Source organism: Pseudomonas fjordensis, from assembly GCF_976987115.1.
The window spans coordinates 33,775-46,360 of the sequence record NZ_OZ336860.1 but is presented as its reverse complement, the minus strand read 5'-3'; the positions used below and the strand labels follow the sequence as shown (position 1 = coordinate 46,360).

Here is a 12,586-nt window from a genome sequence, read left to right as displayed (position 1 = left end):
CCCACAGTTGACCGCATCCTCATGTTGAAAATCGGTCAACTGTGGGAGCTGGCTTGCCTGCGATAAGGCCCTAACGGCCAACCCTCTCCAACTGCCTCAACGCCGCTTTCCGCTGCTCTACCGGCAATCCACCCAACCGCTCCACCGCAGTATAAAACTTCACCCAATCCCCACCTTCCTGCGCAAACAACGCCGCAAACGCCGGCACCCATTGGTCATACAACCCAAACGGCAACAGTCGGGCATTGTTCATCGGCTGGTTGATCCAGGCGTCATAACGCTTGTCACCCTCCCATTGGCTATCGCGCAGGTGCCGGTATTCGCTGCGCAACTGTTCGAATTGCGCCGCTTTGGCCCGGCGCATGGCGTCCGCTGCCAACGGCTGCGCGTACAACGCCTCCAGGCGTTTACGGGTATCGAGAATCAGCCGGATAAATTGGTCACGCTGCTTCAACGCCGCATCGCCGACAGGCGCCAGGCCCCGCGCCGCACGCCATTGTCGGGTGCCTTCCTGCTCGACAAAGCTGGCATAGGACTCGTTGAACTCGGTGTCATCCTTCACATAAAAGCGCTGGTGGGCCAGCTCATGGAAGATCAGCGTGGCGAGGCGCTCATCGCCCCAGCTCATCATCGAGCTCATGATCGGGTCGTTGAACCAGCCCAGCGTGGAGTAGGCCTCCACGCCACCGATCGACACATCCATGCCCTGTTGCCGCAACAGTGCCGCTTCGCCCCGCGCCGCACCTTGGTTGTAGTAGCCGCGATAGGCGACGCACCCGGCGATGGGAAAGCAATGGTTCTGTGGGGACAGAGAAAACTCCTGCGTGGCGAAGACATTCCAGACCACATAGGGTCGGCCGATATCGGCATATAGCCGGTAACTTTGGTTGTCAGGCAGATGCAGCTGTTCGCTGGCAAAGGCTCGGGCTTTCTGCGCTTGAGCCAGATGCTCGCGCAACACTGGCGGGCGAGCAGGGTCAGCGATGACCTCGGCTACCGGCTCCCGGGCCCGCAACAGCTGCCACTGGCCGCTCGCCAACTGGCCGTAATAACTGACACTGGAGCAGCCGCTGAGCAGCGCAACCATCAGCCCTGGAAGAAAACGCCTGATCATGCACTGACTGCTCCTGGGTGATTGGTTCGCCAGACTATCGCGCTTGCAGGGGATTTTTCCACGGCGTGGCGTGTTTATACTCAAGCCTCTCTTCGTGTTGAGTACCTGCCATGCGCCAGCTTGTGCTTCCCCTCGCCGCTGTATTCCTCAGCGCTTGCGCCTCTACCCCCATCCCCCCTGTGGACCCGCAGCAGGCCTGGGTCGATTTCACCACGCCGACACCGGGTTCCAAGTTGGTGATGGCTCAGCGCCTGGACGGAAAAAACCTCGACGACGGGCGCTTTTTTCAAATGCCTCCCGGCCCTCACGAGCTGATGGTGCGCTTTGACTTTGAAGTGCCCGCCGGCGGCGGTTTGGGTGGCCTCAGCCAGATGATGTATCGCACCTGCTTCATGACGCTGCAGTACGACCACTTTCAGGCCGGCCAGCGCTATGTGCTGGAAGGGCGCTCACTGGCGTTCACGCCCAACATCCGGCTGTACGACTCCGCCCGCCAGTTATTGGCCGAAGAGCGCAGCGTGAATTGCATCTGAGTCAGTCGTTGTTCTTTTGATAGATGATGCGCTTGGTGCCGTTTTCGCACGAACCGACAATCATGGCTTCGTCATGGTTCTTGGCTTCTTCGGCGGTGATGATTTCCAGGGTGTAGGACGGAATCGCCTTGGCCTGGATCTTCACTTCGATTTCTTTCCTGAGCTCTTCACAATCTTTTGGCGCGGCCACGGCCGAAGTGGCCAATACACCGCAGATGATTGCCAAGGCAAAACGTTTCATGTGTGGAGCTCCCTGAATGCGCTGCGCACGAGTGTGCGCCTAGGCTGCATGGGCTATTCGACCACATTTTGCAAACACGAGTTCTGATTTAACGCAGAACTAAAATGTGGGAGCGGGCTTGCTCGCGAATACGGCGTGTCATTCACCGAAGATATCGACTGACCCAGCGCATTCGCGAGCAAGCCCGCTCCCACATAAGATGACTGCCGTGTCAGTTGACCAGCGTGGCATCCAAGGTGATGGTCGCATTCAGCACCTTGGACACCGGGCACCCTTCCTTGGCTTTTTTGCTCAGTTCATCGAACTGCGCTTGGCTCGCGCCTGGGATTTTGGCCTTCAGGATCAGATGCACGGCTGTAATCGCAAAGCCGCCCTCGACCTGGTCCAGGGTCACTTCGGCCTGGGTGTCGATGCTGTCAGCCTTGAGCCCGGCCTCGCCAAGAATCATGGAAAACGCCATGGAGAAACAGCCGGCGTGAGCGGCGCCGATCAATTCTTCAGGGTTGGTACCCTTGCCGCCCTCGAAACGGGCCTTGAAGCCGTAGGGCGCTTCGCGCAGCACGCCGGTTTCCGTGGAAATGGAGCCCAGGCCAGTCTTCAGGTCGCCTTCCCAATGCGCGGATGCCTTTTTAACGATACTCATAGCTTTCTCCTCGAACGGTGGTTTTGCGTCGGTAAGGGTTCTGAGGATAGACGCCACGGCAAAGTTCATCTTGTCGGAAAAACCTAGCAATCCAGTAGGAAATTTCAGAACCACCTATTGAATCTCGGGTATATGCCCTCATTGCATAGAACATGCACATGCAGCGGCAGGTTTTGGCTCGTTTAAAAAAGCCTGTGCGCCCTATTGGAGAAGCAGGCTTATGAAATCGCTGTCCGACGTAAAATTTTCAACCCTCGACCTGGTGCCCGTACGCGCCAACGGCAGCCCGGCGCAGTCGCTGCGTAATTCCCTGGACCTGGCCCAGCATGTGGAGAAGTTCGGCTACCACCGTTTCTGGGTAGCCGAGCACCACAATATGGACGGGATCGCCAGTTCGGCCACCTCGGTACTGCTCGGCTACCTGGCAGGCGGCACCTCGACCATTCGCGTGGGTTCCGGCGGCGTGATGCTGCCTAACCACGCGCCACTGGTGATCGCCGAGCAGTTCGGCACCCTGGAAAGCCTCTACCCTGGCCGTATCGACCTGGGCCTGGGGCGCGCCCCCGGTTCCGACCAGATGACCGCCCGCGCCCTACGCCGTGAACGCTCCGGCAGTGCCGACGACTTCCCCGAAGATGTGGCCGAGTTGATGGCCTACCTGGGCCCGCGAACGCCCGACCAACGAGTTATCGCGGTACCCGGTACCGGCACCAATGTACCGGTGTGGCTGCTGGGTTCGAGCCTGTTCAGTGCGCAATTGGCCGGTGAGCGGGGCCTGCCTTACGCCTTCGCTTCGCATTTCGCACCGCGCTTGATGCATGAGGCGATTCGCGTGTATCGCAATCACTTCAAGCCTTCGGCGGTGCTGGATAAGCCCTACGTGATGCTCGGCATTCCGCTGGTGGCGGCCGACACCGATGAGCAGGCCGATTACCTGGCCACCTCGGTGTACCAGCGTATCCTCGCGTTGATGCGCGGCCAGAGCCTGGTGCAGCGCCCTCCAGTCAAAACCATGGACGGCCTGTGGTTGCCCCATGAAAAAGACGCGGTTGGCAGCTTCCTCGGCCTGGCCATGGTGGGCAGCCCGGCGAAGATTCGCGCCCAGCTGGAGGTGTTGATCGAGCAGACCGGCGCCGATGAGCTGATTTTTACCAGTGACCTGTATGAGCACGCCGATCGGATTCATTCCTACGAGCTGCTTGCACAAGTGATGAAGGGCTGAAATCCAGGCGAAAAAAACCGACGCACTTGCGTCGGTTTTTTATGTCCACAACACGAGATTAACCGCGCTTGTAGGCAATTTCCTTGGTGCCACCTTCGCAGGTGCCAACTACTGTGTGGTCACTTGGCGTAGCACCTTTGTCCACCACTTCCAGCGAATACCCCGAAGCACCCTTGGCGTCGATTTTCGCGGCAATTTCGCTTTTCAGCTCTTCACAAGGCTTGCCCGCCGCCATAGCGGTACCCGCAATGCTCAACAACCCTACCGCCAACAGAAACGTCTTCATCCGTTACTTTCCTTGCGCTGATCAAAAAGAGCGTGCCGACGCTCATCGCATCGGCACCCGTTGTTTGTAGCGCAGGTTATGGCAATCGGCCAGCGGGCAAAGTTCAACTCTGCCGATCAACTACTGGCAATGCGGAATCCCACTTTGAGCGTGACCTGGAAGTGCGCAGCCTTGCCATCCTTGATGTGACCACGGGTTTCGGTCACCTCAAACCACTCCAGATGCTTGATGCTTTTGTTGGCTTCGGCCAGGGCATTGTTGATCGCGTCTTCGATGCTGGTGGTGGAAGAGCCTACCAGTTCGACTTTCTTGTACGTGTGATGATCACTCATGGCGTTTCTCCTTTAGGTCGTCAATCAAGACTAGCAGCGAATGTGCGTACTGCTTCAGGCGACCGTTGGGAGGCGAAAGTTCAGAATTACTGCACTTTCTGAAACCGGCGCAGTCGGTATCTACACACGCCACTCAATCACTTCAGGAGATGTCCACATGGCCAACACTTCTTTACGCAAAGCGTCGCTGGAAAGCATGGAAGCCGAGATTTCGAGCCTGCTCAAATCTCTGGAGAGCCTCAAGGACGACGCGTCCGATGAGTCGCGCAAAACGCTGAAGGCCTTGAAAAGCAATGCCGAGAACGCGCTCAAGCACTCTCGTCACCTGATCAGCGACGCCTACGAAGAAAGCAAAGTCAAAATCCGTGAAACCAGCGCTGCCACCCGTGACTACGCTCAAGAGCATCCATGGACGACCGCTGGCGTCGCCGTTGGCGCACTGGGCCTGCTGGCGGCTTACCTGCTGTGCAAACGCGGTGACTGATTGACCGGTTACACCGGTTGGCGCAGCAGCTCAGCCTTGAGCCATTGCGCCAACTGCCCGGCGCGCCCATCTGCGGCGCGCTTGGGTAGCCACAACGCCAGGTGCGCAGGGGTTTCACTGAAGCCCCACGGCGCCACCAGGCGACCCGCTCGCAGGTCCTCTGCCACCAGCGGTTCTGGCGCAATCGCCACGCCCAACCCGGCAACCGCCGCTTCCAGCAAATAATACAAATGCTCAAACCCCTGGCCGAGTTTCAACGCGCCGGGCTCGATGCCGTGTTGCCGTGCCCAACTGGGCCAGGCCTGCGGCCTTGAAGTGGTGTGCAGCAAGGCTTGCTCAGCCAGTGCCGTCGCCGGAGCCTGGCGCAGCTGTTCAAAATCGGCGAAGCGTGGGCTCATAACCGGGCCGATACGCTCGCTGGCCAACTCATACACCTGCATATCCGCCGGCCACGGCGGCTCAGCGAACACCAGCAAGGCATCCAGCCCTGGGCGGCGCGGGTCCAGGTCGCCTTCGCCCGCCGACAGGTGCAGTCGCAAATCCGGCAAGTCGGCATTCAACCGTCCTAGCCGAGGGATAAACCAGCGCGCCAGCAAGCTGCCTGAACAGCCGAGTACGAAAGGTGCATCGGCGCCGCGCTGGGTCAATTCGGCGCACACCTCGCGCAAACGCTCGAAAGCTTCCGCGCTCGCGTCGCGAAGCCTTACACCCGCATCTGTGAGTTTAAGGCCGCGCCCGTCCTTGACGAACAGACTCACGCCCAAGTGCTCCTCCAGCACTTTCAACTGGCGGCTGACGGCGCCGTGGGTCACGTGCAATAGCTCCGCAGCCTGGCTGACGCTGTTCAGGCGGGCGGTGGCTTCAAAAGCGCGCAAGGCATTGAGGGGAGGAAGGTCGCGGCTCATCTGTGAGTTTTCCTGACAGGTTGCGGCGATCTTATCGGTTTTCAGGCCAAGGCGTCACGCGTAGAGTGACCGTCATTGCCTTTAAACACATTCTTTCCTGGAGCGTCCCATGACTCAGTCCCAGACCGATCTACGCAACGGCCCTGATGCCAACGGCCTGTTTGGTGCGTTCGGTGGCCGCTACGTCGCTGAAACCCTGATGCCGTTGATCCTCGACCTGGCCCGCGAATACGAAGCGGCCAAGGTAGATCCGGCGTTTAACGAAGAATTGGCCTACTTCCAGCGCGACTATGTCGGGCGCCCAAGCCCGCTGTACTTTGCCGAACGCCTCACCGAGTTCTGCGGCGGCGCCAAGATCTACCTCAAGCGCGAAGAGCTCAACCACACCGGCGCGCACAAGATCAACAACTGCATCGGCCAGATCCTGCTGGCCCGGCGCATGGGCAAAAAACGCATCATCGCCGAGACCGGCGCCGGCATGCACGGCGTGGCCACCGCCACCGTGGCGGCGCGCTTTGGCCTGCAATGCGTGATCTACATGGGCACCACCGACATCGAACGCCAGCAGGCCAACGTGTTCCGCATGAAGCTGCTGGGCGCCGAAGTCATCCCTGTGGTCGCCGGCACCGGCACCCTCAAAGACGCCATGAACGAAGCCCTGCGCGACTGGGTCACCAACGTCGACAGCACCTTCTACCTGATCGGTACCGTGGCCGGCCCACACCCGTACCCGGCGATGGTGCGCGACTTCCAGGCCGTGATCGGCAAGGAAACCCGTACCCAACTGCAAGCCCAGGAAGGCCGCCTGCCGGACAGCCTGGTGGCGTGCATCGGCGGTGGTTCCAACGCCATGGGCCTGTTCCACCCGTTCCTGGATGACACCAGCGTCGAAATTATCGGCGTTGAAGCAGCCGGCCATGGCATTGAAACCGGCAAGCACGCCGCCAGCCTCAACGGCGGCGTACCCGGCGTGCTGCACGGCAACCGCACCTTCCTGCTGCAGGACGACGACGGCCAGATCATCGACGCCCACTCGATTTCCGCAGGCCTGGACTACCCCGGCATCGGCCCGGAACACGCCTGGTTGCATGACATCGGCCGCGTCCAGTACACCTCGGTGACGGACGACGAAGCCCTGGAAGCCTTCCACAAATGCTGCCGCCTGGAAGGGATCATTCCTGCCCTGGAAAGCGCCCACGCCCTGGCTGAAGTATTCAAGCGCGCGCCAAACCTGCCCAAGGATCACCTGATGGTGGTCAACCTCTCGGGCCGTGGCGACAAAGACATGCAGACCGTGATGCACCATATGGAACAGTCCAAGCAGGAGAAACACTGATGAGCCGCCTGCAAACCCGCTTTGCGCAACTTAAAGAACAGAACCGTGCCGCCCTGGTGACCTTCGTCACCGCTGGCGACCCCGGCTATGACACTTCGCTGGCGATCCTCAAGGGCTTGCCGGCCGCCGGCGCCGACGTGATCGAGCTGGGCATGCCCTTCACCGACCCGATGGCCGACGGCCCGGCCATTCAACTGGCCAATATCCGCGCCCTGGGCGCCAAGCAGAACCTGTTGAAAACCCTGCAGATGGTTCGCGAGTTCCGCCAGGACAACAACGACACCCCGCTGGTGTTGATGGGCTATTTCAACCCGATTCACAAATATGGCGTGTCGCAGTTCATTGCCGATGCCAAGGCAGCCGGCGTCGACGGCCTGATCGTGGTGGACATGCCGCCAGAGCACAACGGCGAGCTGTGCGACCCGGCCCAGGCTGCAGGCATCGACTTTATCCGCCTGACCACGCCAACCACCGATGACGTGCGCCTGCCTACTGTGCTCAATGGCAGCTCCGGGTTTGTGTATTACGTGTCGGTCGCGGGAGTAACCGGTGCCGGCGCCGCCACCCTGGAACACGTCGAAGAAGCCGTGACCCGCCTGCGCCGCCATACCGACCTGCCAATCAGCATCGGCTTTGGTATCCGCACACCAGAGCAGGCAGCGGCCATCGCACGCCTGGCAGACGGGGTGGTAGTGGGTTCGGCGCTGATCGATCACATCGCCACGGCCAAGAACGACCAGCAAGCCATTGATGGCGTGCTGACGCTGTGCGCGGCGCTGTCGGAAGGTGTGCGCAACGCACGTAAGTAAGTGCCTGTTCGGTCGGTGATCAGACTGTCCAAATATCACCGACTTATACGCTAGGCTTCAGAAGGAGGCGGGCATCTCGCCTAATGTGTAGGAGCGAGCTTGCTCGCGAAAAACTTACAGGCGCCGCGTTCATTCAGCGAACACGCGTTATCGTTGACGTTTTTCGCGAGCAAGCTCGCTCCTAAACAAGGCTAGGCATCGCGTCTCTCCTTTTTAACCCACTTCGTGCCCTTTGCCGTCTAACCACCTTCGCAAGCCCTGCAGTCCTTGCCCCTCGGTCGTTAAGTTAGCCGCATCAGAAGTCATTCTTGGCTCTCAGGAGTACATCATGGCATTTGATCTCATCACTGTTTCAGACCGTCGTCACTCAAGCTTGCAAAAGGGCTTCAACCTGCGCTGGCCCTTGGGCAACCTGCAGGGTCAGTCCTCGCCCAATGGCGCCAACCTGGTTTACCTGTGCCGCAGCCCCCAAGACATCATGGACGCCGCCGCCCAGGCATTGGCCCTGCCCAATGGACGCATCACCGTACGCAGCGGCGGTCATTGCTATGAAGGGTTTGTCGCCAACAAGATGCCCGACAGCCCGGATGAGGTGCTGTCGATCCTGGATATCAGCGCGCTGAGCCAAGTGGTGTACGACGCCAGCGGGCAGATTGGCTCCGAACTGAGCCCGACGCAGCCCTTTCGCTACCGCTTTCGCCTGGAGGCCGGCGGCCAGATCTGGGACAGCTATAGCGCGTTGTACAAGCAGGCCAACAAGACCTTGCCCGGCGGCTCATGTTATTCAGTTGGCCTGGGCGGGCACATTTGCGGCGGCGGCTACGGGTTGCTGTCGCGCAAGTATGGACTGGTGTGTGACTGGCTCAGCGGGGTCGATATCCTGGTGCCTGACAGCCAAGGCAAAAGGCTCGAACCGCGCCATGTCAGCAGGGACAGCACCCAACAGGACGAATTGGACCTGTTCGCCGCGTGCTGCGGTGCTGGGGGTGGTCAATTCGGCATTATCACCAGCTATTACTTCAAGGACCTGCCACCGGCCCCCAAAGAAGTACTGTGGCTGGTATTGGAATGGGACTGGTCAGTACTGACCCAGGATGCACTAAACAACCTGCTGGTGGCTTACCAGCTATGGTTTGCCAGCCATCAGAACAACCCGGACACCTGGGGCCTGGCGACCAAACTGGAAATGCGCCACGAGCACACAGGCAATATCACTCTGGGCATCCATTATGTGGACAAGGAGGGTGAGCTGAACGACCGTGCGCCCTTCGATGATTTTGTCGACAAGATGCTCACGGCCATCGGCTTGCCTGCCACCGAGTCGCTGGTGCCGTTTCATGTGGTCCATTTGCCGCCTGGCACAGCTGACGGGCGCACCATCGACTCAGTGTCATCCGCCCAAGCTGCGACCCGGCGCCTGGATTGGCTGGTGTGCCAGCAAACCTTGAATGGCGCGGGAGATAACCAGCGCGGGCGCTATAAGTCGGCCTACCAGAAAGGGGAGTTCAGCCCTCAAGTGCTACAGGCCATCTGGACTACCCTGACCTGGCCAGACCCTGACAACCACCTGACACAAAGCCTGATCCAGATTCAATCCTTCGGCGGCCAGATCAACGCCGCCAGCGCGCACGTGCGCAAGGAGTCGTCGGCCGCCCAGCGTTCGTCCTTCCTCAAGTGGCAACCCCAGTGTTACTGGCACGGAGACAGCGCCGCTGCGGACCAGGCCCATGCTGACTGGATCCGAGGGCTGTACGTCAATGCGTTTGCCGATGCTCAAGGCGTGCCGTTCAACGATGCGTTCGAAGGCTGCTACATCAATTATCCCGACCTCGACATGACCTACGCTGGCGGTAATCCGGCCAATGGTAAAAACCCCCAGTGGTACAAGATCTTCTTTCCCGACCTGATGATCGAAATCCGCTTGCGGCGTACCAAGCAGCGCTGGGACCCGCACAATGTATTTCGTAACGAGATGTCGGTGCCGTAGAACGAAAAAGGGCGACCCGAAGGTCGCCCTTTTTTACAACTCGATCCGCTCGACTTTGCCTACCAGCAATATGTAGGAAAGCGCGCCGAGCAACGCCAAGACCGCGATATAGGTAATGGCCGGCGCAAAGGACGAACCACTGGCCAGAAAGCCAATCACGATAGGCGTGGCAATCGCCGCCAGGTTGCCGATAAAGTTGAACACCCCACCGGTCAGCCCCAACAGACGGGCAGGCGCCAAGGTCGACACCAACGACCAGGTGATCGACGCCAGGCCATTGCCGAAAAACGCCACCGCCAGAAACGCGATGACCCACCCCGTGGAGTCCACATAGTTGGCCCCGATGATCGCCGTGGAAATCAGCAGCCCGCTGATGATCGGCAACTTGCGCGCAAAGCCCACCGACGCCCCACGGCGAATCAGCCAATCGGAAAACACCCCCGAACACAGCACGCCCACAAACGCGGCGAGGAACGGCAAGGAGGCCAGCAAGCCAGACTGGATAAAGTCCATGCCGCGATATTTCACCAGGTACGTCGGGAACCAGGTCAGGAAGAACCACAGCGTGGAGTTCAGGCAAAACTGGCCCAGGTAGATGCCCCAGAGCTTGCGTTTGCTCAGCACAATGCCCAGGTCGGTCCAGCTAAAAGGTGCCTTGACGGTTTTAGCCTGCATGTCCACCAGCCCGCCACCGTCGCGGATCAGTTGGATTTCAGCTTCGTTGGCGCCTTTGAAGTCTTTGGGCTCGCGATACACCGCATACCAGATCGCGGCCCACAGGATGCCGACGCCACCGGTTACCACAAACACCATGTGCCAGCCGTACTGATGTTGCAGCCACGCCAGTACCGGGGTGAGGAACGCCAGGCCAACAAATTGCCCGGAGGTATAAACGCCAATGGCCGTGGCGCGCTCGCGCTCGGGAAACCAGGTGGTGACCACACGGCTGTTGATCGGATAGGCCGGTGCCTCCAACGCGCCCACAGCCATGCGCAGCACGAACAGCGCGATAAAGCTGGCGGCGAAACCGAGCATCACCGTGGCAATCGACCACAGCAGCAGGGCCGCTGTGTAGAGAATGCGCGGCGGCACCCGGTCTACCAACCAGCCACCCGGGATTTGCATGGCGGCGTAGGTCCAGCCGAAGGCAGAGAAAATCAGCCCGACTTGCACCGGGTCGATCCCCAGCTCGCTGGTCAGCGCGGGCGCAGCAATCGACAGGTTGCTGCGGTCGAGGTAGTTGATGACCACGGTGATGAACAGCAGCACCATGATGAAAAAGCGCTTTCTGCTAGGCGTGACTAAAGAAGCCTGCCCGGTGAGGGATTCAGGGTGCATGGGGGGGTGCCTCTTTTTATATGTTTGTTGAGGTCTGAAAATGAGCTGACTGAAGAAACCGGATCAAAAATGTGGGAGCGGGCTTGCTCGCGAATGCGGTGGTTCAGCCGCAGATGTGTTGAATGACACACAGCATTCGCGAGCAAGCCCGCTCCCACATGTTTTACCGCGTTCCGTCAGTCAGGCATCACCACTCGGCAAAACTGCCATCGGCATGGCGCCAGATCGGGTTGCGCCAGCGATGGCCGATGGCCGCGCGCTCAACCACATACTCCTCGTTGATCTCAATGCCCAAACCAGGGCCGTTGGGGATCTTCACAAAGCCCTGGTCATAGTCGAATACGCCCGGGTCTCGCACGTAGTCGAGCAAATCGTTGCTTTCATTGTAGTGAATGCCCAGGCTCTGCTCCTGGATAAACGCGTTGTAGCAAACCGCATCCAGTTGCAGGCACGCCGCCAAGGCAATCGGGCCCAGCGGGCAGTGCAGGGCCAGGGCCACGTCGTAGGCTTCGGCCATGTTGGCGATCTTGCGGGTTTCGGTGATACCGCCGGCGTGGGAAGCGTCCGGCTGGATGATGTCGACATAGCCTTCGCTGAGCACGCGCTTGAAATCCCAGCGCGAGAACAGGCGCTCGCCCAGGGCGATCGGCGTACTGGTCAGCGGTGCCAGTTCTTTCAGCGCTTCGTAGTTTTCGCTAAGCACCGGCTCTTCAATGAACATCAGCTTGTACGGGTCGAGCTCTTTCATCAGCACCTTGGCCATCGGCTTGTGCACCCGGCCATGGAAGTCGACGCCGATCCCCACGTTAGGGCCGACCGCATCGCGCACAGCAGCGACATTGGCCAGGGCCAGGTCGACTTTTTCGAAGCTGTCGACGAACTGCAATTCTTCGGTGCCGTTCATTTTTACCGCCGTGAAGCCACGGGCCACCGCCTCTTTGGCGGCACGGGCAGTGTCGGCGGGGCGGTCACCGCCGATCCACGAGTACACGCGGATTTTGTCACGCACCTGGCCGCCCAGCAGATCGCTGACCGACACACCGAGGGCCTTACCCTTGATGTCCCACAACGCCTGGTCGATGCCAGCGAGGGCACTCATGTGCACCGCGCCGCCTCGGTAGAAGCCGCCGCGATAGAGCACGGTCCAGATATCTTCGATGTTGCGTGGGTCTTTGCCGATCAGGTAGTCGGACAGTTCTTCGACGGCAGCGGCCACCGTGTGAGCGCGGCCCTCGACCACAGGCTCACCCCAACCGGTCACACCCTGGTCGGTTTCGACCTTGAGGAAGCACCAGCGCGGCGGAACGATAAAGGTCGTCAGTTTGGTGATTTTCATCTCTTGTCTCTCTTATAGAT

General features: G+C 60.0%; 14 protein-coding genes. 6 read left to right on the top strand and 8 right to left on the bottom strand.

Annotated elements, in window-relative coordinates:
- Nucleotides 1-70 precede the first annotated feature (70 nt).
- A complete protein-coding gene (locus tag ACWHXD_RS00220; protein WP_098949932.1) occupies nucleotides 71-1,114 on the bottom strand; it encodes an aminopeptidase in 1,044 nt (347 codons plus the stop codon).
- A gap of 110 nt (nucleotides 1,115-1,224) precedes the next feature.
- Here ACWHXD_RS00220 and ACWHXD_RS00215 point away from each other — a divergent pair, with 110 nt between their 5' ends.
- Nucleotides 1,225-1,647 carry a PA0061/PA0062 family lipoprotein gene (locus tag ACWHXD_RS00215; RefSeq protein ID WP_098949933.1) on the top strand — a complete coding sequence of 141 codons (423 nt, stop codon included), beginning with the start codon at nucleotides 1,225-1,227 and terminating at the stop codon, nucleotides 1,645-1,647.
- A gap of 1 nt (nucleotide 1,648) precedes the next feature.
- On the opposite strand, the gene ACWHXD_RS00210 is transcribed toward ACWHXD_RS00215, so the two are convergent.
- Together ACWHXD_RS00210 and ACWHXD_RS00205 are read right to left on the bottom strand one after the other, a co-directional pair.
- Nucleotides 1,649-1,888 carry a DUF1161 domain-containing protein gene (locus ACWHXD_RS00210; protein WP_003187312.1) on the bottom strand — a complete coding sequence of 80 codons (240 nt, stop codon included), beginning with the start codon at nucleotides 1,886-1,888 and terminating at the stop codon, nucleotides 1,649-1,651.
- A gap of 211 nt (nucleotides 1,889-2,099) precedes the next feature.
- Nucleotides 2,100-2,531 carry an OsmC family protein gene (locus tag ACWHXD_RS00205; protein ID WP_078822709.1) on the bottom strand — a complete coding sequence of 144 codons (432 nt, stop codon included), beginning with the start codon at nucleotides 2,529-2,531 and terminating at the stop codon, nucleotides 2,100-2,102.
- A 220-nt stretch (nucleotides 2,532-2,751) separates the two neighbouring features.
- Here ACWHXD_RS00205 and ACWHXD_RS00200 point away from each other — a divergent pair, with 220 nt between their 5' ends.
- Nucleotides 2,752-3,753, top strand: coding sequence for an LLM class flavin-dependent oxidoreductase (locus tag ACWHXD_RS00200; RefSeq protein ID WP_138762514.1), 1,002 nt, complete (start codon nucleotides 2,752-2,754; stop codon nucleotides 3,751-3,753).
- Between the two features lie 58 nt (nucleotides 3,754-3,811).
- Here the strand turns inward: ACWHXD_RS00200 and ACWHXD_RS00195 are convergent, their stop codons facing one another.
- Both ACWHXD_RS00195 and ACWHXD_RS00190 read right to left on the bottom strand, forming a co-directional pair.
- Nucleotides 3,812-4,039 (bottom strand): DUF1161 domain-containing protein, encoded by a 228-nt coding sequence (locus tag ACWHXD_RS00195; protein ID WP_032894345.1) that lies wholly within the window; start codon nucleotides 4,037-4,039, stop codon nucleotides 3,812-3,814.
- A gap of 116 nt (nucleotides 4,040-4,155) precedes the next feature.
- Entirely contained in the window at nucleotides 4,156-4,371 is a 216-nt protein-coding gene (locus ACWHXD_RS00190; RefSeq protein ID WP_005783406.1) for a dodecin, read from the bottom strand.
- 157 nt (nucleotides 4,372-4,528) lie between these two features.
- Between ACWHXD_RS00190 and ACWHXD_RS00185 the strand changes: the two genes are divergently transcribed.
- Nucleotides 4,529-4,855, top strand: coding sequence for an ElaB/YgaM/YqjD family protein (locus ACWHXD_RS00185; RefSeq protein ID WP_003187304.1), 327 nt, complete (start codon nucleotides 4,529-4,531; stop codon nucleotides 4,853-4,855).
- A gap of 8 nt (nucleotides 4,856-4,863) precedes the next feature.
- Here ACWHXD_RS00185 and ACWHXD_RS00180 read toward each other — a convergent pair whose 3' ends face one another.
- Nucleotides 4,864-5,760 (bottom strand): LysR family transcriptional regulator, encoded by an 897-nt coding sequence (locus ACWHXD_RS00180; RefSeq protein ID WP_138762515.1) that lies wholly within the window; start codon nucleotides 5,758-5,760, stop codon nucleotides 4,864-4,866.
- A 109-nt stretch (nucleotides 5,761-5,869) separates the two neighbouring features.
- Between ACWHXD_RS00180 and trpB the strand changes: the two genes are divergently transcribed.
- The 3 genes from trpB (at nucleotide 5,870) to ACWHXD_RS00165 (ending at nucleotide 9,892) form a co-directional block, all read left to right on the top strand.
- A complete protein-coding gene (trpB, locus tag ACWHXD_RS00175; protein WP_014716306.1) occupies nucleotides 5,870-7,096 on the top strand; it encodes a tryptophan synthase subunit beta in 1,227 nt (408 codons plus the stop codon).
- Nucleotides 7,096-7,905, top strand: coding sequence for a tryptophan synthase subunit alpha (gene trpA, locus ACWHXD_RS00170; protein WP_044270232.1), 810 nt, complete (start codon nucleotides 7,096-7,098; stop codon nucleotides 7,903-7,905). The genes trpB and trpA overlap by 1 nt, the downstream gene beginning before the upstream one ends.
- A 328-nt stretch (nucleotides 7,906-8,233) precedes the next feature.
- A complete protein-coding gene (locus ACWHXD_RS00165) occupies nucleotides 8,234-9,892 on the top strand; it encodes an FAD-binding oxidoreductase (protein WP_138762516.1) in 1,659 nt (552 codons plus the stop codon).
- A 33-nt stretch (nucleotides 9,893-9,925) separates the two neighbouring features.
- Here ACWHXD_RS00165 and ACWHXD_RS00160 read toward each other — a convergent pair whose 3' ends face one another.
- Together ACWHXD_RS00160 and dgoD are read right to left on the bottom strand one after the other, a co-directional pair.
- Complete coding sequence (locus ACWHXD_RS00160) at nucleotides 9,926-11,230, bottom strand: MFS transporter (protein ID WP_032894350.1); 1,305 nt, start codon at nucleotides 11,228-11,230, stop codon at nucleotides 9,926-9,928.
- A gap of 187 nt (nucleotides 11,231-11,417) precedes the next feature.
- The gene (dgoD, locus tag ACWHXD_RS00155) at nucleotides 11,418-12,566 is read right to left on the bottom strand and encodes a galactonate dehydratase (protein ID WP_003187297.1); all 1,149 of its coding nucleotides are present in this window, start codon (nucleotides 12,564-12,566) and stop codon (nucleotides 11,418-11,420) included.
- Between the last annotated feature and the right edge of the window lie 20 nt (nucleotides 12,567-12,586).

Coding starts and splice junctions, on each gene's coding strand:
- ACWHXD_RS00180 (WP_138762515.1), bottom strand. CDS start 5,760: ATGAGCCGCGACCTTCCTCCCCTCAATGCCTTGCGCGCTTTTGAAGCC.
- ACWHXD_RS00160 (WP_032894350.1), bottom strand. CDS start 11,230: ATGCACCCTGAATCCCTCACCGGGCAGGCTTCTTTAGTCACGCCTAGC.
- ACWHXD_RS00200 (WP_138762514.1), top strand. CDS start 2,752: ATGAAATCGCTGTCCGACGTAAAATTTTCAACCCTCGACCTGGTGCCC.
- ACWHXD_RS00210 (WP_003187312.1), bottom strand. CDS start 1,888: ATGAAACGTTTTGCCTTGGCAATCATCTGCGGTGTATTGGCCACTTCG.
- trpA (WP_044270232.1), top strand. CDS start 7,096: ATGAGCCGCCTGCAAACCCGCTTTGCGCAACTTAAAGAACAGAACCGT.
- ACWHXD_RS00205 (WP_078822709.1), bottom strand. CDS start 2,531: ATGAGTATCGTTAAAAAGGCATCCGCGCATTGGGAAGGCGACCTGAAG.
- ACWHXD_RS00220 (WP_098949932.1), bottom strand. CDS start 1,114: ATGATCAGGCGTTTTCTTCCAGGGCTGATGGTTGCGCTGCTCAGCGGC.
- ACWHXD_RS00195 (WP_032894345.1), bottom strand. CDS start 4,039: ATGAAGACGTTTCTGTTGGCGGTAGGGTTGTTGAGCATTGCGGGTACC.
- ACWHXD_RS00185 (WP_003187304.1), top strand. CDS start 4,529: ATGGCCAACACTTCTTTACGCAAAGCGTCGCTGGAAAGCATGGAAGCC.
- ACWHXD_RS00215 (WP_098949933.1), top strand. CDS start 1,225: ATGCGCCAGCTTGTGCTTCCCCTCGCCGCTGTATTCCTCAGCGCTTGC.
- dgoD (WP_003187297.1), bottom strand. CDS start 12,566: ATGAAAATCACCAAACTGACGACCTTTATCGTTCCGCCGCGCTGGTGC.
- trpB (WP_014716306.1), top strand. CDS start 5,870: ATGACTCAGTCCCAGACCGATCTACGCAACGGCCCTGATGCCAACGGC.
- ACWHXD_RS00165 (WP_138762516.1), top strand. CDS start 8,234: ATGGCATTTGATCTCATCACTGTTTCAGACCGTCGTCACTCAAGCTTG.
- ACWHXD_RS00190 (WP_005783406.1), bottom strand. CDS start 4,371: ATGAGTGATCATCACACGTACAAGAAAGTCGAACTGGTAGGCTCTTCC.